The sequence below is a fragment of the Chloroflexus sp. genome (assembly GCF_034434295.1).
In the GTDB taxonomy this organism is placed as follows: domain Bacteria; phylum Chloroflexota; class Chloroflexia; order Chloroflexales; family Chloroflexaceae; genus Chloroflexus.
Genome location: NZ_DAOTZQ010000118.1, coordinates 12,868 through 32,979, shown reverse-complemented (window position 1 = coordinate 32,979; position 20,112 = coordinate 12,868). Strand labels below are relative to the sequence as shown.

General features: G+C 57.3%; 8 protein-coding genes and 1 pseudogene. 2 read left to right on the top strand and 7 right to left on the bottom strand.

The genetic code is table 11. The features are described from left to right. The 3 genes and pseudogenes from VAE57_RS16055 to guaB all read right to left on the bottom strand — a co-directional run. Nucleotides 1–278, bottom strand: a pseudogene (locus VAE57_RS16055) (AAA family ATPase); the annotation flags it as partial. Nucleotides 279–855: 577 nt separating this feature from the next. After that, entirely contained in the window at nucleotides 856–2,028 is a 1,173-nt protein-coding gene (locus VAE57_RS16050) for a GHMP kinase (protein ID WP_322822868.1), read from the bottom strand. A gap of 575 nt (nucleotides 2,029–2,603) precedes the next feature. Continuing rightward, nucleotides 2,604–4,085, bottom strand: coding sequence for an IMP dehydrogenase (gene guaB, locus VAE57_RS16045; RefSeq protein ID WP_322822867.1), 1,482 nt, complete (start codon nucleotides 4,083–4,085; stop codon nucleotides 2,604–2,606). A 329-nt stretch (nucleotides 4,086–4,414) separates the two neighbouring features. Here guaB and VAE57_RS16040 point away from each other — a divergent pair, with 329 nt between their 5' ends. Then, the gene (locus VAE57_RS16040) at nucleotides 4,415–4,852 is read left to right on the top strand and encodes a hypothetical protein (RefSeq protein WP_322822866.1); all 438 of its coding nucleotides are present in this window, start codon (nucleotides 4,415–4,417) and stop codon (nucleotides 4,850–4,852) included. A gap of 557 nt (nucleotides 4,853–5,409) precedes the next feature. Here the strand turns inward: VAE57_RS16040 and VAE57_RS16035 are convergent. Further along, nucleotides 5,410–7,611 (bottom strand): serine/threonine protein phosphatase, encoded by a 2,202-nt coding sequence (locus VAE57_RS16035; protein WP_322822865.1) that lies wholly within the window; start codon nucleotides 7,609–7,611, stop codon nucleotides 5,410–5,412. Between the two features lie 411 nt (nucleotides 7,612–8,022). On the opposite strand from VAE57_RS16035, the gene pcs reads away from it, so the two are divergent. Further along, a complete protein-coding gene (pcs, locus tag VAE57_RS16030) occupies nucleotides 8,023–13,491 on the top strand; it encodes a propionyl-CoA synthase subunit Pcs (protein WP_322822864.1) in 5,469 nt (1,822 codons plus the stop codon). 72 nt (nucleotides 13,492–13,563) lie between these two features. On the opposite strand, the gene VAE57_RS16025 is transcribed toward pcs, so the two are convergent. The 3 genes from VAE57_RS16025 to recN form a co-directional block, all read right to left on the bottom strand. Next, entirely contained in the window at nucleotides 13,564–14,586 is a 1,023-nt protein-coding gene (locus tag VAE57_RS16025) for an MraY family glycosyltransferase (RefSeq protein WP_322822863.1), read from the bottom strand. Nucleotides 14,587–14,674: 88 nt separating this feature from the next. Next, nucleotides 14,675–17,911, bottom strand: a complete 3,237-nt coding sequence (locus tag VAE57_RS16020; protein WP_322822862.1) for an O-antigen ligase family protein — start codon at nucleotides 17,909–17,911, stop codon at nucleotides 14,675–14,677. Between the two features lie 49 nt (nucleotides 17,912–17,960). Beyond that, nucleotides 17,961–19,721 (bottom strand): DNA repair protein RecN, encoded by a 1,761-nt coding sequence (recN, locus tag VAE57_RS16015; RefSeq protein WP_322822861.1) that lies wholly within the window; start codon nucleotides 19,719–19,721, stop codon nucleotides 17,961–17,963. Nucleotides 19,722–20,112: the final 391 nt, after the last annotated feature.

Here is a 20,112-nt window from a genome sequence, read left to right as displayed (position 1 = left end):
CGGGTGATGCGTCCGTGCGTTTCCACGTACTTTAGCACCATCTGTTCTTGCTGTAATGGCTCGAAGCCGCGCTGGTGAACGTAGGCTGCTTTTTCACCCAGTGCACGATACGTGGCTGCCGAGAGATGCCAGACGCGCCCCTTGTTCTGTCCGCACTCTTCAACCAGACCGGGCTCGACCAGTTGTCGTAAAATGGCACGCGTTTCCGGCTCGGATTTCTGGATGAGCCGGGCTGCCTGTTCGGTGGTGACGCTGCGCTCCAGCCACAAGGCGTTCAATATCAGAAGTTCGTCCGGTCCGATCTGTCTGCCCGTCCTCGTCCCTTCGGAGACGACCAGAAAGTATAAGCTAGCGCAATGTCTTCCTTATCAGTGTCTCAATGCAAACCCTGATCTCCCTTCTTACACTTTCCATCACCGACGCACGCATACCCTGTTCATACCGACGGTCGAGGCGCACGGTCGTGTGCTCCGACCAGGCGTCTCCATAACGCATCGGCGTCGCCACTCTCGTTAACCTATACCTGTGCCCGGTATACCCCTTGGCAATGGAAACGTGCGCGTTTCATCTGAAACAATCAGATCAAATGTTAACCGATATAAGAGCCTGTTTCAAAAAACATTTACGAGAAGTTATTTCATTGATTCCTGTCCATCTCCATAGATCGTGACAATCACACCCAGCATCCCTACGACCAGTAGACTCAACGGCACGCCATGCGTCGGATTGTGAGCACGGCTGGCGCGGCAGCATGGCTGCCGCACGTCACACGCCGTGACACACGTATGACGAGCGGGAAAGGCAACCAATTCAGCGAGTTGTATGAAATACGTTCTACTCTCAACAACCGAGCGGCTACACTCCTTCAAGTTCTGCCAATGCTTCTTCGACCGGAATCACGTGGGCCGGTCCTCCGATGGGGGCGACAACGGTTTCCAGGTTCAGGCCAAGGTCGTGGATCGCGGCGACGACGGTCGGCGCGTGATCGCGATGGGTGATGAATACGACGGTTGGCCCGGTGTCAGTGCTGGCGTAGACCGGCACGCCACGGGCACGCAGGTCGTTGCAGAGCCGAAAGAGCGTGATGTTTTCCGGTTCCCAGCCGATGATTCGCTGCTCACGCGAACCAGACATGGTAACACCATGCAGACGTATGCTGTCGAGTTCGGCCAGTTGTCCGATTGTCCGCCAGTCGCCCCGGCGCACGGCACTGATACACTCACGCACTTCGTTGCCGCGGGCCAGCATCCAGGAGCGAAAAAAGATGCTGTTTGGCGCATCGTGGTGGGCCTGTTCGGTTTTCAGGCCGATCCGTGAGTCGATTGGCACGGTGATGAGGGCAACATCGGCGAGTTCGTTGTGCTGGTCGAGCCGCACGGCATAACTTTCAGCGGGGGAAATACCGGGATAGCTGAGCCAGAGTGCCAGGCCGCCGGCAGTGCTGCGACACCCCGATCCGGCCAGCAGGCGGGCAAGGGTGGAGAGGAAGCGGGTGTGGCCGGCCAGTTCCGGGCCGAAGAGGGCGCTGACGGCCGCACAAGCCAGGGCCGCTGCTGCCGAAGCACTGGTACCCAGGCCTTTGCCGGCCACCTTTGTGCGCAGTACATTACGCGAGATGACCCGGGCACGACTGCTTATGCCGGCCAGTGAACGTACTGCATCGAGCACAGTAACCACGCGCTCGAGTTCGCGACCCTGGGCGGGAATACCTCCGATTATGGCAGTGTCGGACGGTAGTGCTGGATCAAACTCAACCAGTGTGGTCGTATGCGCCGCAGCATTGTTCAGCGAGATCGAGGGCAGAAAGGCAATCCGTTGCGTCCAATCGCTCAGGCCGTGATACTTCAGTACCCCTTGCATCGGGTAGGCACGGGCCGCTGCTATACCTTGCGCACGGGCAGGAGGTAACGGCGGCGGAGGGGGTGGCAGCAGGTGGTACTGTTGTAATTCAGCCAGAATCTGTTCGTGGGCGGTACGCATTGGTACCACGAGATCACTTACATGATGGGGAATGGTAGACTGGTTCATAGTATCTGGTGCTTTTCCGTGTTGAGATGAGAATCTGCTTCTAACTACGTTCACCCAGTGAAGATCATGATGCCGAAGAGGCTGCATCAGGTCTACACTTGCAACCGCTGGCTTATGGTAACCCAAGTTGCCACGTATGCTGTGAGCAGGCCACGTAAGGCTGACCGCCAGGATGAACAGCATAACGCTGTGCGCAGCATCAGGCGACGTAACTGTATGAACGATGTGGGTAGCAGCCAGTTCCGAGCCGCCCTACGTCACGCCCGCCTCACGGTAGCAACTCGGGTTATGCCCATTCTCTGTGTCCTCTGTACCTCTGTGGTGACAAAGGTAGCAACCTGGCTTATGGTAACAGAGCAGTTCAGATGATTGTGATGACCACGTGCGTTGTGCCTGTGACCGGCAGAATGACCGGTGCGCTATACACCTGAGATTGAGCGTAGTGGCTGCGGAAACCTGGTTTCCACCAGCCAAACCACGCGATCATGCATCACGACGTGAAACGATTTTCAGGCCAGTTTTGCCAGAATGGGGGCGCTGGTTGGCTACAGCGCACCTGGTTGCGTAGACACCGCTTATTGACGACCGCCATAATTCGGGGCCTGCTTGGTAATCACTACATCGTGCGGATGGCTTTCGATCTGTCCGGCAGTGGTGATCCGAATGAAGCGGGCATCGCGGCGCAGGGCTTCGATGTTGGCCGCCCCAACATAGCCCATCCCGGCGCGCAAACCACCTACCAGTTGGTAGACGGTATCGCTCAGTGGTCCTTTGAACGGCACCATACCTTCGATTCCCTCGGCAACCAGTTTGCGTGCCTCGGTAACGTTGGTCTGGAAGTAGCGATCACCACCACCCCGCTGCATCGCGCCGATGCTCCCCATTCCGCGGTAGCTCTTGTAACTGCGTCCCTCGTACAGGATGAGTTCGCCGGGACTCTCTTCGGTGCCAGCGAAGATCGAACCGATCATCACGCTGTGGGCACCGGCAGCAATCGCTTTTGGAATATCACCAGAATATTTGATACCGCCATCGGCAATGATTGGGATGCCGTAGGGTTCGGCGGCGCGTGCGCAATCGAAAATTGCTGTGATCTGCGGCATGCCGGCACCGGTAACGACCCGGGTCGTGCAGATGGAGCCTGGTCCCTGTCCGACTTTGACCCCATCGACCCCACGTTCGATCAGGGCAATGGTTGCCGCAGCGGTGGAGACATTGCCGCCAATGATCTGAACTCGTGGGAACAATTCGCGTAATTTGACCACGGCATTGAGCACACCACGTGAATGGCCGTGAGCGGTATCGATGACTAACACATCAACCCCGGCGCGCACCAGTTCGGTCGCCCGCTCGATATAATCGCCACTGACGCCGACGGCTGCGCCAACGCGCAGCCGTCCCATGTCATCTTTGCAAGCGTGCGGATACTCGATCCGCTTCATAATGTCTTTGACGGTAATCATGCCGCTCAGCTTACCGCGCTCATCAACAACCAGTACCTTCTCGATCCGGTGGCGGTGTAAGACCTCCTTCGCCTCTTCGAGTGTTGTTCCTTCGGGCACCGTCACCAGATTCCGCGATGTCATCAGATCGCGAATCGGGCGGTTACGGTCGGTCTCGAACCGCAAATCGCGATTGGTGATGATCCCGACCAGATCGCCATCGGCAGTTGTGACCGGAACGCCCGAAATCTTGTATTCGGCCATCAGATCGAGTGCATCGCCTACTGTGCGATCGGGCGGAAGGGTGATTGGATCGGTGATCATACCGCTCTCTGAGCGTTTCACCTTGCGAACCATGTCGGCCTGACTGGCAATGGGCATATTTTTGTGAATGATCCCGATCCCGCCTTCACGGGCCAAAGCAATTGCCAGCCGATGTTCGGTGACGGTGTCCATCGCTGCGCTGACGATGGGGATATTGAGGCGAATGTTGCGGGTGAGCCAGGTTGAGACATCAACTGTGGCCGGTAAGACATCGGATTCTGCCGGAATGAGCAAAACGTCGTCGAACGTCAATCCTTCGCGGGTAAATTTTTCTTCCCAGGCAATGCCCATAGTGACCTCCACATCATAATGATGTACAAAAATCCCCCGCGGTCGGCGCAGGGGGATTGAAGACTACCGCATAGAGACGGTACCGTGCGCATTGGTGGATACCGTTCCGCCTGTACTATACTCCGAGCTGTCTGCCTCGTCAAACCGGTGCTGACCATGTGGCAATCCATCCTGATCTACCGGCATGTCAGATAGCGCTGTGTCACGACAATCCACGGTATAAATCCCATAACCTGGCATTGTCAGGTCGTGAAAGGTATTCTCGCCACTGCGCCAAAATGCTATGATAACAATAACACAGTGCAGCAACGTGGAGAGGAGTGGCATTTATGATGAAGCGATTTCTCCGTAGTCTGGGTTTTGTGGCCGCGAATGTGATAGTGATGATAATTTTGCATGGTAATTCAAAGCAGTTCTGGCCAAAAATTCCATATCTGAGCCTGCGCAATGAGAGTATTACCGAGCATACCCGCCTCCTCTTTAATACAATGGCGCTGGTCACGCTCGGTCAAGCCCTCATTGGCAAATTCCCACGCGAGCGCTGGTTACCGCGTGGGATTGTGCTGGCAGTCTTTCCGGCGTTACTGCCGGCGCTCATCTTTTTCGGGCAGCGGGTGTTGCGGTTGCAGGGTGATGCCAGCGAACGGTATAACCTGAGTCTGGTGCCGTTGTTGCCGATAGCGGCGTCGATTGTTGAAGAGGTGCTAACCGCGAAGTTCAATCGGCTCCCTGCCGAACCGCACGCCGATTACAGTCATCTGGTCTAGGTATAGGACTTATTTCAACCCAGGTTGCTACATTTGTTACCACAGAGGCACAGAGAACACAGAGGATTAATCTGAGGTGCTGCCTTGAGACGTAACGTAGCGCGTCGCTGTGAACTGGCTGCTACCCACATCGTTCATGCAGGTACATTGCACAGTGGTACGCGCAACGTCATGCCGTGCATCCTGGCAGTCATTCTCCGTGCTCTGCTTACAGCATAGATGGCAACCTGGATTATTTTATAAAAGCCATACTTTCATGCTCTCAGACCGTCGCACAGGCGCATGAACGTTGCCAATCACCAGCGACAGCCTACCCTGCTCCTGGCCTGTTGGCAAAGAACAGCTCCGGTCGTGCCATTACGCGCTGGATGGATTGCCTTGCCTGCCTGTTGTGGGTGTGTCGCAGCGTGTGGAGTGCGTCAGCCACGTTGCCGCACCAGACGTACTTTCAGGATCAGGTGCGCGTCATGCCGTTGACTTTGCTGGTCGCGGGGAGATTGTGCGCTCTCGTCCGTGTGGTCTGGTGGTAATGAATGAGATAACTTCTTGTGTCTGCTTCACCGCCATTCGGCGAACATTACATCACTCCCACGAGTAGGGACACCGACCCCGCCGCGTACCGGTGCTCCCTGCTCGTCGCGTACAGTGAACGTCACCTCCTGACGCGGGCGGAGGCCGCAGATGCGCACATTTCCTGCGGCGTCAAATGTACTACGTAGTCGCAATCCGTCTATCGAAACCTCCCAACCGTTGGTATTAATTCCCCGGATTTGGATCAGAACACAGCGGGTATCTTCCGTTTCGCTGAGTTTGACAAACCGTAGCCGCGGTGGTTCGGGGGGAATGGTTGGCGTTGGTGGTGGCGGCACGTCTGTGTTGTCGATCAGCCAGCGTTCGATATAGCCACTCTGACCGCTCAGGCTCTGATCATTGCTGGTACGAATGCGTATCCAGTACCATCCGGCAGGTTGATCACTCAAAATCTCAACTTCATCACCATTGCGGATCGGGTCACTCAAGGTACTGGACGTCGCCGGTTCGGTGTATAGGCGAGCAAACGGTCCTTGCCCATCTTCTTCAATCCGTCCGGTATAGCGATATTCGGCACGGACACCGGCTACAGTGCGCACACTGATATAGTCGCGCAGTGTCACGGCTGCGCCGGGCACCGGTGTGTCGTTGAGTTCGAGCGTAAAAGGGATCGCACCGGCCAGCGGGATGGTGAGATCGGGTAAACGCAGGTGAAGCTTGTTGTCGCTGCTACCATCGACTATTGTCAACGCAATTGGTTCATAACCGGCTGCGCGCAGGGTCGCTGTGCGTACTTCGGACAATCCACCACCCTGCACCGTAAATTCTAACGGTGTTGATCTGATATACAGATCGGTGGGAACGATGCGGTCAATCTGAAACGATAGCACATACACCGGTGATGGTTGTGGGGTTGCTGTTGGCGAAGGAGTAGGTGGTGCAACCGTTTCTGTTGGGGCAACAACTGCCGTCGGTAGAGCGGGAGACGGCTCTGTCGTTGGTGTAGATGTTCTGTTTAGACCGATGGTAGCTAATACAGCAAGCAGCACAATGATCAGAACCCCAATCCCAACCGGTATCGACCAGTTCAGGTTCGTGGATGGCGTTGTCACTTTCAGGTCGGCCAGCTCTCGTTCGAGTGAGTCAATCGTCTGCATGACCTGCCCGACCCGTGGATCGTGGGCCGGCAACTGGTCGAGTGCGCTACGATAGGTGGCGAGAGCCTGTGCCGGCTGCCCCTGTTCCTGAAGAGTAGTGGCGTCGGCGATGAGCTGACCAACCGGATCGACAAGTGAGGGTGGCGATGGGGTGGGGACAGGTGTTTCTACCGTTGCCATTGCCGGCGACGGCAGAATCGCCTGCCATTCTTTGAGCTGTGGACAGTTCATCGGGGTTGAACTTTGCCAGAGGCGATCAAGCATTTGCGCTACCCCAAGCCCCCATCGGCGTGCCAATGCCTCACGCAGAATGTGGTACCGTTCACCGGTGCGGAGCAGGTCATCGTGCGCGAAGAAGCTATCACCGGCAGCGGCATTTCGCACCTCTTCATCACACCAGCCGAGCAGTTCAAGAATCAGCAGGGCGCCGTTGAAGCGATCTCCAGCCAGCCCTTGCGCCGGAACAGGGTGGTGATACGGACTCGTCGGTTGGGGAAGGGGTAAGCGCAGCACGCCTACACCATGCATCGTTTCCAGATCGACGAGAGCGATAGGAGCCGCTGCACCTGGATCGATCAATCCCGGCAGCATCACATGCGCTGCCTGCAAATCACCGTGAACCAGACCTCGTTGCTCAAGTGTGACCAGCAGATCGGTTAGCGCACGAGCCAGACTCAAACTCTGCGCCGCACTGAGTGGACGCCGATGGTGAATCAGTTCCTGCCAGGGCGGGCCATACACCCACGGCATCAGAATCGCGTACTCTAGTTCAGGCCGAGTCGTTGTAAGAGCCGGTTGGTTCGCATTCGTGATGATCATTCGCCGTGCTACCTGTAAACCGGGAATGGCGCTGAGGGGCTGAATCTGAGTCGCGTGGGTGCTGAGTGTCTGATCGCGAATCTGATCTTGTATCTTCAGGGCAACAAAGCCACCAGCGGTGCGTAACTGGACAACCCGGCTGTATTGACCTTCCTGGATAAACGGACGACCGGGAAGGGCAGGGTGAGCACACACCTGATAGCTGATGCCGTCAATGATCAGTTGTTCGTCTATAGCAGGCAGAAAGGACATGGGTCTGGTCACAGTCTGAGCAGTTGCAGGCAGTCAAACACGTTCGTAACTACGCTGTAGATGATATAAGCAGTATACCACCTTGCTACGCTCTCGTTGATCAGGACGAATGCTTTACGGAAGGTCATGCGGACAGCCATGCCTCTTGTTTCCAGAACATGGCATGGTGGATGGATCGGTGGCCTCTTGTCAGGTTCGTGCTATGCGTGGCATTCATATCATCAACCAGGATTTGATCTTGAGCTACACAGCGAATCTGTGCGTTACGCAGGCGTCTTTGTGCAAATGGTGAACAATTCTCAATGGTTGAGGTCTTGACGAATTGCGTTATACACTGTAGGCTATAGTATGCATCCCTTGTTATCTATATCACAACCGGTCTATTAGCATTTGCGTCAAGGAGGATGGTCGATGATCGACACTGCGCCCCTTGCCCCACCACGGGCGCCTCGCTCAAATCCGATTCGGGATCGAGTGGATTGGGAAGCTCAGCGCACTGCTGCGCTGGCAGATCCCGGTGCTTTTCATGGTGCGATTGCCCGCACAGTTATTCACTGGTACGACCCACAACACCATTGCTGGATTCGCTTCAACGAGTCTAGTCAGCGTTGGGAGGGGCTGGATGCTGCTACCGGTGCCCCAGTGACGGTAGACTATCCCGCCGATTATCAGCCCTGGCAACAGGCGTTCGATGATAGTGAAGCGCCGTTTTACCGCTGGTTTAGTGGTGGGTTGACAAATGCCTGTTTTAATGAAGTAGACCGGCATGTCATGATGGGCTATGGCGACGAGGTGGCCTACTACTTTGAAGGTGACCGCTGGGATAGCTCGCTCAACAATGGTCGCGGTGGTCCGGTTGTCCAAGAGACAATCACGCGGCGGCGCCTGTTGGTAGAAGTGGTGAAGGCGGCGCAGGTGTTGCGTGATCTGGGCCTGAAGAAGGGTGATCGAATTGCCCTGAATATGCCGAATATTATGCCGCAAATTTATTACACAGAAGCGGCGAAACGACTGGGCATTCTGTATACGCCGGTCTTCGGCGGTTTTTCGGACAAGACCCTCTCCGACCGTATTCACAATGCCGGTGCACGAGTGGTGATTACCTCTGATGGTGCGTACCGCAACGCGCAGGTGGTGCCCTACAAAGAAGCGTATACCGATCAGGCGCTCGATAAGTATATTCCGGTTGAGACGGCACAGGCGATTGTTGCGCAGACTCTGAACACCTTGCCCCTGACTGAGGCGCAGCGCCAGACGATCATCACCGAAGTGGAAGCCGCACTGGCTGGTGAGATTACGGTTGAGCGCTCGGATGTGATGCGTGGGGTTGGATCTGCTCTGGCAAAGCTCCGCGATCTTGATGCAAGCGTTCAGGCAAAGGTGCGCACGGTACTGGCGCAGGCGCTGGTCGAGTCGCCGCCACGAGTAGAAGCTGTAGTGGTTGTGCGCCATACCGGCCAGGAGATTTTGTGGAACGAGGGGCGTGATCGCTGGAGCCACGATTTGCTGGAAGCTGCGTTGGCGAAGATTCTGGCCAATGCGCGTGCTGCCGGCTTTAATGTGCATAGTGAGAGTGATCTGCTTGATCTCCCCGATGACCAGCTTATCCGTGCGCTCTACGCCAGTATTCCCTGTGAACCGGTTGATGCTGAATATCCGATGTTTATCATCTATACATCGGGTAGTACCGGTAAGCCCAAGGGTGTGATTCACGTTCACGGTGGTTATGTCGCCGGCGTTGTGCATACCTTGCGGGTCAGTTTCGATGCCGAGCCAGGTGATACAATTTATGTGATTGCCGATCCAGGCTGGATCACCGGTCAGAGCTACATGCTCACAGCCACTATGGCCGGTCGGCTGACCGGGGTGATTGCCGAGGGATCACCGCTCTTCCCCTCAGCCGGGCGTTATGCCAGCATCATCGAGCGCTATGGGGTGCAGATCTTTAAGGCGGGTGTGACCTTCCTCAAGACGGTGATGTCCAATCCGCAGAATATTGAAGATGTGCGCCTCTATGATATGCACTCGCTGCGGGTTGCAACCTTCTGCGCCGAGCCGGTCAGTCCGGCAGTGCAGCAGTTCGGTATGCAGATCATGACTCCGCAGTACATCAACTCGTACTGGGCGACCGAGCACGGCGGGATTGTCTGGACACATTTTTATGGTAATCAGGACTTCCCGCTCCGTCCCGATGCCCATACCTATCCCTTGCCCTGGGTGATGGGTGATGTCTGGGTGTCCGACACTGATGAGAGTGGAACAACGCGCTATCGGGTCGCTGATTTCGAGGAGAAGGGCGAAATTGTGATTACCGCCCCGTATCCCTATCTGACCCGCACGATCTGGGGTGATGTACCCGGTTTCGAGGCGTACCTGCGCGGTGAGATTCCGCTGCGAGCCTGGAAGGGCGATGCCGATCGCTTCCTCAAGACCTACTGGCGACGTGGGCCAAACGGTGAATGGGGCTATATCCAGGGCGATTTTGCCATCAAGTATCCCGATGGTAGCTTCACGCTGCACGGACGCTCTGACGATGTGATCAATGTGTCGGGCCACCGTATGGGCACCGAGGAGATCGAGGGTGCCATTTTGCGTGACCGTCAGATTACACCCGACTCGCCCGTCGGTAATTGTATTGTGGTCGGTGCGCCGCACCGCGAGAAGGGTCTGACCCCGGTGGCCTTCATTCAACCCGCGCCTGGCCGTCATCTGACCGGCGCCGACCGTCGTCGTCTCGATGAGCTGGTGCGGACCGAGAAGGGTGCAGTCAGTGTCCCAGAGGATTACATCGAGGTCAGTGCATTCCCTGAAACCCGTAGTGGGAAGTATATGCGGCGCTTTTTGCGCAATATGATGCTCGATGAACCGCTAGGGGATACGACGACGTTGCGCAATCCTGAAGTGCTCGAAGAGATTGCGGCCAAGATCGCCGAGTGGAAACGCCGCCAGCGTATGGCTGAAGAGCAGCAGATCATCGAACGCTATCGCTACTTCCGGATCGAGTATCACCCGCCAACGGCCAGTGCGGGTAAGCTCGCGGTGGTGACGGTGACAAATCCGCCGGTGAACGCACTGAATGAGCGTGCGCTTGACGAGTTGAACACGATTGTTGACCACCTGGCCCGTCGTCAGGATGTGGCCGCAATTGTCTTCACCGGACAGGGCGCCAGGAGTTTTGTCGCCGGCGCTGATATTCGCCAGTTGCTCGAAGAGATTCATACGGTTGAAGAGGCAATGGCATTGCCGAATAACGCCCATCTTGCCTTCCGCAAGATCGAGCGTATGAATAAGCCGTGTATCGCGGCGATCAACGGCGTGGCGCTCGGTGGTGGTCTGGAATTCGCCATGGCCTGCCATTACCGGGTTGCCGATGTCTATGCCGAATTCGGTCAGCCAGAGATTAATCTGCGCTTGCTGCCCGGTTATGGTGGCACGCAGCGGTTGCCGCGCCTGTTGTACAAGCGCAACAACGGCACCGGTCTGCTCCGAGCGCTGGAGATGATTCTGGGTGGGCGCAGCGTACCGGCTGATGAGGCGTTGGAGCTAGGTCTGATCGATGCTATTGCCACCGGCGATCAGGACTCACTGTCGCTGGCATGCGCGTTAGCCCGTGCCGCAATCGGTGCCGATGGTCAGTTGATCGAATCGGCTGCGGTGACCCAGGCCTTCCGCCATCGCCACGAGCAGCTTGACGAGTGGCGCAAGCCCGATCCGCGCTTTGCCGATGATGAACTGCGCTCGATTATCGCACACCCGCGTATCGAGCGGATTATCCGGCAGGCCCGTACCGTCGGGCGCGATGCGGCAGTGCATCGGGCACTGGAGGCAATCCGCTATGGCATTATCCACGGCTTCGAGGTCGGTCTGGAGCACGAGGCGAAGCTCTTTGCCGAGGCTGTGGTTGACCCGAACGGTGGCAAGCGTGGTATTCGCGAGTTCCTCGACCGCCAGAGCGCACCGTTGCCAACCCGCCGACCATTGATTACACCCGAACAGGAGCAACTCTTGCGCGAACAGAAAGAACTGTTGCCGGTTGGTTCACCCTTCTTCCCCGGTGTTGACCGGATTCCGAAGTGGCAGTACGCGCAGGCGGTTATTCGTGATCCGGACACCGGTGCGGCGGCTCACGGCGATCCCATCGTAGCTGAAAAGCAGATTATTGTGCCGGTGGAACGCCCACGCGCCAATCAGGCGCTGATCTATGTCCTGGCTTCGGAGGTGAACTTCAACGATATCTGGGCGATTACCGGTATTCCGGTGTCACGGTTTGATGAGCACGACCGTGACTGGCACGTGACCGGTTCAGGTGGAATTGGCCTGATCGTTGCGCTTGGTGAGGAGGCACGACGCGAAGGCCGGCTGAAGGTGGGTGATCTGGTGGCGATCTACTCCGGGCAGTCGGATCTGCTCTCACCGCTGATGGGGCTTGATCCGATGGCCGCCGATTTCGTCATCCAGGGGAACGACACACCCGATGGGTCGCATCAGCAATTTATGCTGGCCCAGGCCCCGCAGTGTCTGCCCATCCCAACCGATATGTCTATCGAGGCAGCCGGCAGCTACATTCTCAATCTCGGTACTATCTATCGTGCCCTCTTTACGACGTTGCAGATCAAGGCCGGGCGCACCATCTTTATTGAGGGTGCTGCGACCGGTACCGGTCTGGATGCGGCGCGCTCGGCGGCCCGAAATGGTCTGCGCGTGATTGGAATGGTCAGTTCGTCGTCACGTGCGTCTACGCTGCTGGCTGCGGGTGCCCACGGTGCGATTAACCGTAAAGACCCGGAGGTTGCTGATTGTTTCACGCGCGTGCCCGAAGATCCATCCGCCTGGGCAGCCTGGGAAGCTGCCGGTCAGCCGTTGCTGGCGATGTTCCGGGCGCAGAACGATGGCCGGCTGGCCGATTATGTGGTCTCGCACGCGGGCGAGACTGCCTTCCCGCGCAGTTTCCAGCTTCTCGGTGAGCCACGCGATGGTCACATTCCAACGCTCACATTCTACGGTGCCACCAGTGGCTACCACTTCACCTTCCTGGGTAAGCCCGGTTCAGCTTCACCGACCGAAATGCTGCGGCGGGCTAATCTCCGCGCCGGTGAGGCGGTGTTGATCTACTACGGGGTTGGGAGCGATGATCTGGTGGATGCCAGCGGTCTGGAGGCTATCGAGGCGGCGCGGCAAATGGGAGCACGGATCGTCGTCGTTACCGTCAGCGATGCGCAACGCGAGTTTGTCCTCTCGTTAGGCTTCGGAGCTGCCCTACGTGGTGTCGTCAGCCTGGCAGAACTCAAACGGCGCTTCGGCGATGAGTTTGAGTGGCCGCGCACGATGCCGCCGTTGCCGAACGCTCGCCAGGACCCGCAGGGTCTGAAAGAGGCTGTCCGCCGCTTCAACGATCTGGTCTTCAAGCCACTGGGGAGCGCAGTTGGTGTCTTCTTGCGGAGTGCTGACAATCCGCGTGGCTACCCCGATCTGATCATCGAGCGGGCTGCCCACGATGCACTGGCGGTGAGCGCAATGCTGATCAAGCCCTTCACCGGACGGATTGTCTACTTTGAGGATGTGGGTGGACGGCGTTACTCCTTCTTCGCACCGCAAATCTGGGTGCGCCAGCGCCGCATCTACATGCCGACGGCGCAGATCTTTGGTACACACCTCTCAAATGCGTATGAAATTCTGCGTCTGAATGATGAGATCAGCGCCGGTCTGTTGACGATCACCGAGCCGGCAGTGGTGCCGTGGGAGGAACTTCCCGAAGCACATCAGGCGATGTGGGAAAATCGCCACACGGCGGCAACCTATGTGGTGAATCACGCCCTGCCACGTCTTGGTCTGAAGAACAGGGACGAGCTGTACGAGGCGTGGACGGCCGGCGAGCGGTAGCAAGGTACGGATACTGATAAGGTAACGGACGGAAGTTTCAAACTTCCGTCCGTTATTGTCGTAGGGTGCCAATTATCGTTGCCGTGATTGTCCCGATGGGCAGACGCGCTCGAACCAGATGATACCTCCGATAGCCACCGTCACCAAACCGGCGAAGACCAGGTAAGCCTCTGAAGGGCGCGCCTGCGTAATGTACACCCCCACCAACCCACTCGCGCCGGCCAGCAAGTAGCAGGTGAGTACAGCCTCACGCTTTGTCATCCCCAGTGCGTGCAGGCGATGAGAGAGATGATCTTTGCCTGCGGTTGTAAAGGGATTCACTCCACGGCGGATACGGGCGACTATTACCAGTGCCAGATCGAAGAGTGGTAAGCCGAGCACACACACCGGTACCAGCCAGGTCACCAGAGGGATGTTGTTCAGGAAGCGGAGTTTAATCGCCAGGGCTGCCAGAATAAACCCGATAAACAGGCTACCGGTATCGCCCATAAAGATACTGGCCGGATTAAAGTTGTAGCGGAGAAAGCCGATACAGGCACCGATCAGTGCCGCCGCCATCGCCCCAACCAGTACCTGCCGCGGTTGATTCATAGCCGCCAGCAAGAGAAAAAACGCCGCCGCAATAGTGGCAACGCCACTCGATAGCCCGTCCATGTTGTCGAGAAAATTGATGGCGTTGGTGATAACAACCACCCACAAGAGTGTCACCACCCAGTTGAGAAGCGGCTCCGCGAAGAGTTGCACCTGGGTGCCTCCGAGCAGTAAGACGGTTGCCGCCAGGATTTGACCGCCGAGCTTGATAAGTGCTTTCATTCCCCAGCGGTCATCGGCCAGGCCGAAGAGCGATACGATAGTAGCACCCAGCAAGATGCCGATCAGTTCACGAATATGCGCCAGGTCGCCGAACAAGAGCAGGGCAGCCACAAACGCCGCATAGATCGCTGCCCCGCCAAGGAGCGGGATCGGTGTGGAGTGGCTATCACGACTGCGTGGGATCGCGATGAAGCCACTGCGCAATGCTGCTCGTCGGGCCAGCGGCGTAGCCAGGATCGAGAAGGTAAGGGCGGCGATGAGGATTAAGGCAATACTGGCCATATTGTGGGTTCCCCGGTCTTGCAAAGGAAAGCAATCTCTTGCGAACCTGTCCTCTCGCCTTATCGTATGGCTATGGGGGGCATGCTGATCATCGTCGCACCTGTTCCAGCACCGCTATAAGCTGTTCGACCTGGGCTGCTTCGTTGTTGCGACCACTGCTCTTAAGTATCGAGAGCAAGCGTTGCGCTTCGGCAACAGCCGAATCGTACTGAAGCGTTTCGCTCAACACCAGTGTGTATTGCTGGCTGAGTGCGGTATTGGTGGGCTGGATGGCTACAGCACGGGCGTATGGTGCGACCGCGCCGGCTATGTCGCCGGTTTGGACTGCCAGGCGGGCGACGGCGGCATACAATCTGCTCGCCTGATCGGATAGGGCCGGCAGTTCAATCGCCTGTTCGGGCCTCCCCTGTGCTTCGGTGAAGATTTGGTCGGCGCGTTCGGCTTGCACGGCAAAGGCCGAACGAAGCTGACTTAGCAAGTCAGGCCGGCTCTGCAACGCACGAGCAATGCGATCCAGATTATCGACCATCTGCTGCGGTGACCGTTCAATAGCCTGAACGTAGAAGGTTGTTGCAGCGTCCAGATCGCCGGTACGGAAGCGCACGAGGTCACCCTGTCGCAGCGCCGTATCGCCGTAACGCGGATCGAGACGGGCCGATGTCTGCAACAGTTCATCAGCCTGCTGGAAGAAGGCACCGGCCTGCGCCGTATCGCCGTTTGTCGTTGCATATTCGGCCAGTTGCATCAACACACCGGCGCGCTCGTTGATCAGAGTAACATCACGCGGTGCGATCTCTGCCACCCGTTCGTACCAGTCAAGCGCCTTGTACAGCCGCTGGACGTCGCCTGTCCAGCCGTACCAGAAGGTATTGATCCGTCCCGAATTGGCATAATGATCTTTGTTCAGCGGGCTGATCTGATGGGCACGGAGCAGCGCTGTTTCGGCGTAAGCCAGCAAACTGAGCGGTGTCGAGCGTTGAACAAACGCCGTGATCGCCGGTACGCTATCAAGACGGAGTAAGGCGTCGAGATCAGGTTGACCGGCGTCACCGATAGCGACACCCTGGTTGCGCAGCCCGTCAGCCAGCGTCATCAGCGTGCGGGCAAGGTGGAGATAGTAGAAATCCTCGCCGGGATTGGCCCGAATCGCACCCAGATATTCATTCAGCGCAGCCAGGATAATCTGTGCGGATGGGTTGCTCTGTTCACTGTAACTCTGTGCCTGCTGAAAGCGCATGTCTGCGTAGACCGGTTGGACATTGAGCCACCAGACCAGTGCAACGGTAATCAGGCCGATCAGACCGGCAATCCCGAAGGTTGCGCCATCCGGTCGTTGAGTGCCGCTCTGGCGGGCCGGTATTCGTTGCGGATTGCGCCGGGCAGACTGGCGTCCACCTGTCTTTGACGGCTGTGCTGCTACCGGCTCTGGAACCGGTACCGCAGCCTGATCATCTTCTATCTGCTTTGCCGCCACGCTCAAGCCCAGCAACATCCAGAACATCATCAGCGTTGCCACAATCGGAATGCCGGTCAAGCCTTCAACCAGATGGGCTGTGATCGCACTCAGCACACCGATAATCAGCAGGTGATGACGCCAGCTCGTTGCGGCTTGTAGTTGCCGCCAGCAAAACAGCACCAGGCTCCCGATCAGCCAGCAGTAGGCGACTAACCCTAAGAGACCTTTCGTCACAACCTCATCGAGGAATGCTTGATGCGAGCGGTCTGGTGACGCACCCCGCGCTTCGACATTAGCCAGCGACGGTGGATAGAAGCGGTTGAACGCGACAAACATACTCTCTGGCCCCCAACCGATGATCAGCCGCAGCGGATCACTGGTAATCAGGCCGAGCGTACCGCCGGCATGCTCGTCACCCACCCAAATCAGACGACGCACCAGCCCGGTACCGCTCTCCACCTCTAGCAGTCGCCCCATCCGTCCAACATAGGGAATCTCGCGCAGACGGTTGAAGAAGGGCGCATCCGACAGATTAAACACGATCAGGAAGCCACCAACGATCAACGTGAGAGCGATCCAGCCGGCCAGCATCTGACCCAGACGGCGACTGTTGCGTTCATCACCGGTCGCCGCCAGTCGTCGTTTCCCAAACCAGAGCGCGAGCGAGATAAACAGAAAAAGGCCTGCGCCCAGGCCGATCCATGGGCCGCGACTCTGACTGAAGAAGATCGTTAGCAAGATCAGCACCAACACCAGTGCGCTGGCTACCGCCTGCAACTGCCAGGTCAGCCGCGACGGTTCAGATGGTATCTTTTCGGCGAGACGTAATCCATAGCCGGCCAACAGCGCTACCACCGCCCCCGCAAGCCAGAGCCACCAATCCAGCGCATTGGCCGCGATCTCAGCAGAGGCAACCTGCTGAACACCGGTGGTTGCATTGTAGGCAAAACTCATCCCAAAGCCGAGCAGGAACAACAGGGTCACCACCAGCGGCCAGCGCGGCAAGGTCGCACCACGTTCGACGGTCAACAGCCACCACAGGGCCGTCGCACAGCCGACAGCCCCCGGAAAGAGCCACCAGTATCGAAAATCAATGGTGCGAATAGCAACACTAAACTTGACCGTCGCGAGAATAAGCAGGGTACCGGCCAGCCAGATCAGCAACTGGCTGCCTGCCCAGCGCCATTCAGTTACCGGCTGGGTCGCGCCCGGCGCCTGGCGGGCAGCCGCCAGCGCGGCCACCATGCGGTAGAGTGCCAGGGGCACGATCATGATCAGATAAGCGGCCACAAAGATCGAATTGCCCAGGGTTGACGCCACACGCGCAATGACATCGCCGCGCCAGGGCAGGGGATCAAGCTGATAATGCTGCATGATCCCATAGATTGCCACCACGGTACTGGCTGCCAGATTAAGCGAAATAAAGCGCTCGCGTTGGGTGGCTGTACGGAGCGTGGTTGCGATCAGCACACCAAATATGACATACGAAAGAAACGTATACAACCCCTGCATCCGCTGGTACGACCCCCACAGACTGGTTGTCGGAGTCACGGAGGTAATTGTCGTGATCACAAAGACAGCGGTGTAGCCTGCTACCGGCCAGAACAGCGGATGCCTGCGCAGAGTCGTCCAATTCCAACCGGTTGTGGTCTGTCCGGCAGGACGCCGGTGATTAATCTGGTCGATCAACCAGACCAGTGCCGCAGCCAGCCCGATCAGAGCCAGCGAACGCAACACAGCAGCTTTATCAGGCTCAAAGTGGCGCGCCGAGTAGAGGTTGAAATAGATCGGCACCAGCGTCAGTGCCAGCAACCAGCTTGCCTCGATAATCCGTGCGCTCCACCGGCCAAGAACACTATGGGAAGGCATAGCGCGTGTAATAGCCTCTCTTCATCAAGTGATATGCAGGGAACCGTAACTAACGTTCCGGAATTAATTCAGCCTGGCGATGCATCTGCCACGCCTGCGCCCGTTCGAGAATCTGACGGGCATTGGCGCGGCTATGATCGTTTGGAGCACCATCAAGCATCGCTGCAATCTCATCAATCCGTTGTTCGGCGGATAACACCTCAACCGCTGTGCGGGTACGCCCGCCAACAACTTCCTTGCGAATATGGTAATGGGCATTGGCGAACGCGGCTACCTGTGGTAGGTGGGTGATACACAACACCTGATGGCGGCGACTGATCATCCACAACTTCTGCCCAACCACATGACCGGCGCGACCTCCGACCCCAACATCAATTTCATCAAAGACCAGGGTTGGCACTTCATCAACTTGCGACAGAATCGACTTCAGAGCCAGCAACAGCCGGGCACTCTCGCCACCTGATGCGATACGCGCCAATGGTTTCAGCGGCTCACCAGGGTTGGGCGAAATCAGAAACTCAACCCGGTCGATACCGTTGCGATCACAGGCCAGGTGCCGACCATTGATCAGCGGCCCATTTGGATCATCCTGGTGATCAATCTGGACGGCAAACTGAACGTTTGGCATCGCCAGGTCTTTCATAGCCATACTGATCTGCCGACTCAACGCTTCACCGACCTGCTTCCGCCGTTGCGATAGTTCGGCGGCCCGGCGCGCCAGCTCTTGCAGCAGAGCCTGTTCTTGCGCTTCCAGAGCCGCAATCTGAGTTGTGGCACTACTCAATTGCTCGATCTCGTCACCGGCGCGAGCAGCCTGCTCGATCAGCGTCGCCAGATCAACCCCGTACTTGCGTTGCAGATCGTGCAGCACCGTCAACCGATCCTCAATCACCTCAAGTCGGCGCGGATCAACATCAAGATGCGAGCGATAGCTACGCAGGGCAATCACCAGATCCTCAAGCTGATACTGAAGCTCGGTGGCCTGCTGAGAGAGTGGCGTAGCACGATCATCGAAACGGCTCAATTCATTCAAGGCATCCACCGCTAGCGCCATTGCTTCCGAAGCCGGGCGCCCACTGCGGCCCTCGCCACCGCTATACAAAGCTCGATACGCCTCATCAGCGAGGGTTGCAATCCGGGTTGCATTCTGCACGATACTGCGCTCGCGCAACAACTCCTCTTCTTCGCCCAGCCTGAGCTTTGCCGCCGCCACATCATCGCACAACAATTGCAACTCCTCGATGCGGGCCTGGCGTCGCGCCTCACCGGTGCGCAAATCGTTCAACTGCGCCTGCACGGCACGTAAGGCAGCTAACTGATCGGTCACCTGTTGCCGGAGCGGCAACAGATCGCCGAAGCGGTCGAGCAGGTCAAGATGCGTGCGTGGATTAAAAAGCGACTGTCCCTCGTGCTGCCCATGAATATCGATCAACCGGCTACCAATCTCGCGGAGCACTGCGCTATTCACGGCTCGACCATTGACACGAGCCACACTGCGCCCCGACTCAGCCGAAATCTCACGGGTCAAAATAAGCTGACCGTCATCTTCATCATACAGATCATATTCAACCAGCAGGGGCACCAGGTGAGGGCAATCATCAAGACTAAAGACGCCCTCAACGCGGGCGCGCGCACAACCGGTGCGCACAAACGTTGGATCAACCCGGTCACCACGCAGGGTACCGAGCGCATCAATAATGATCGACTTACCGGCGCCGGTTTCACCGGTCAGCACATTGAAACCCTGCTCGAAGCGCAGATGCAGTCGGTCAATAATTGCAAAATCCTGGATCTGCAACTCAATCAGCATACGGCAGGCACTGCTCGCGTAGGCATATCTGCACGATTGTTATCACTGTTGTGCATTGTACCACAATCGATTGGTAGCGGGGGCATCGCGGCGATAATAGATGCGGGGAGCAAAAGGTGAATCACGCAGAGATGTTCACCAATACATACTCATCAAAGCACAGTTTGTTACGACAGTGCTCCGTCTGGTCTACCGGCGCAGCGTCGCAGGACGTCTGGGACGACTTGCAATCGCGTATCAGTTTGCTGCCCCTTCTGGCATAGGCTTCCAACCGTTGATTCGATCATACTCCCCAATTGCGAAGTCTACTTCTTGCACATGCCATCCAAACTCAACTCATGTGCGAGTCGTTGCAATTCAGGCAGGTATCGTTTGTAATCTGAAACGGAGA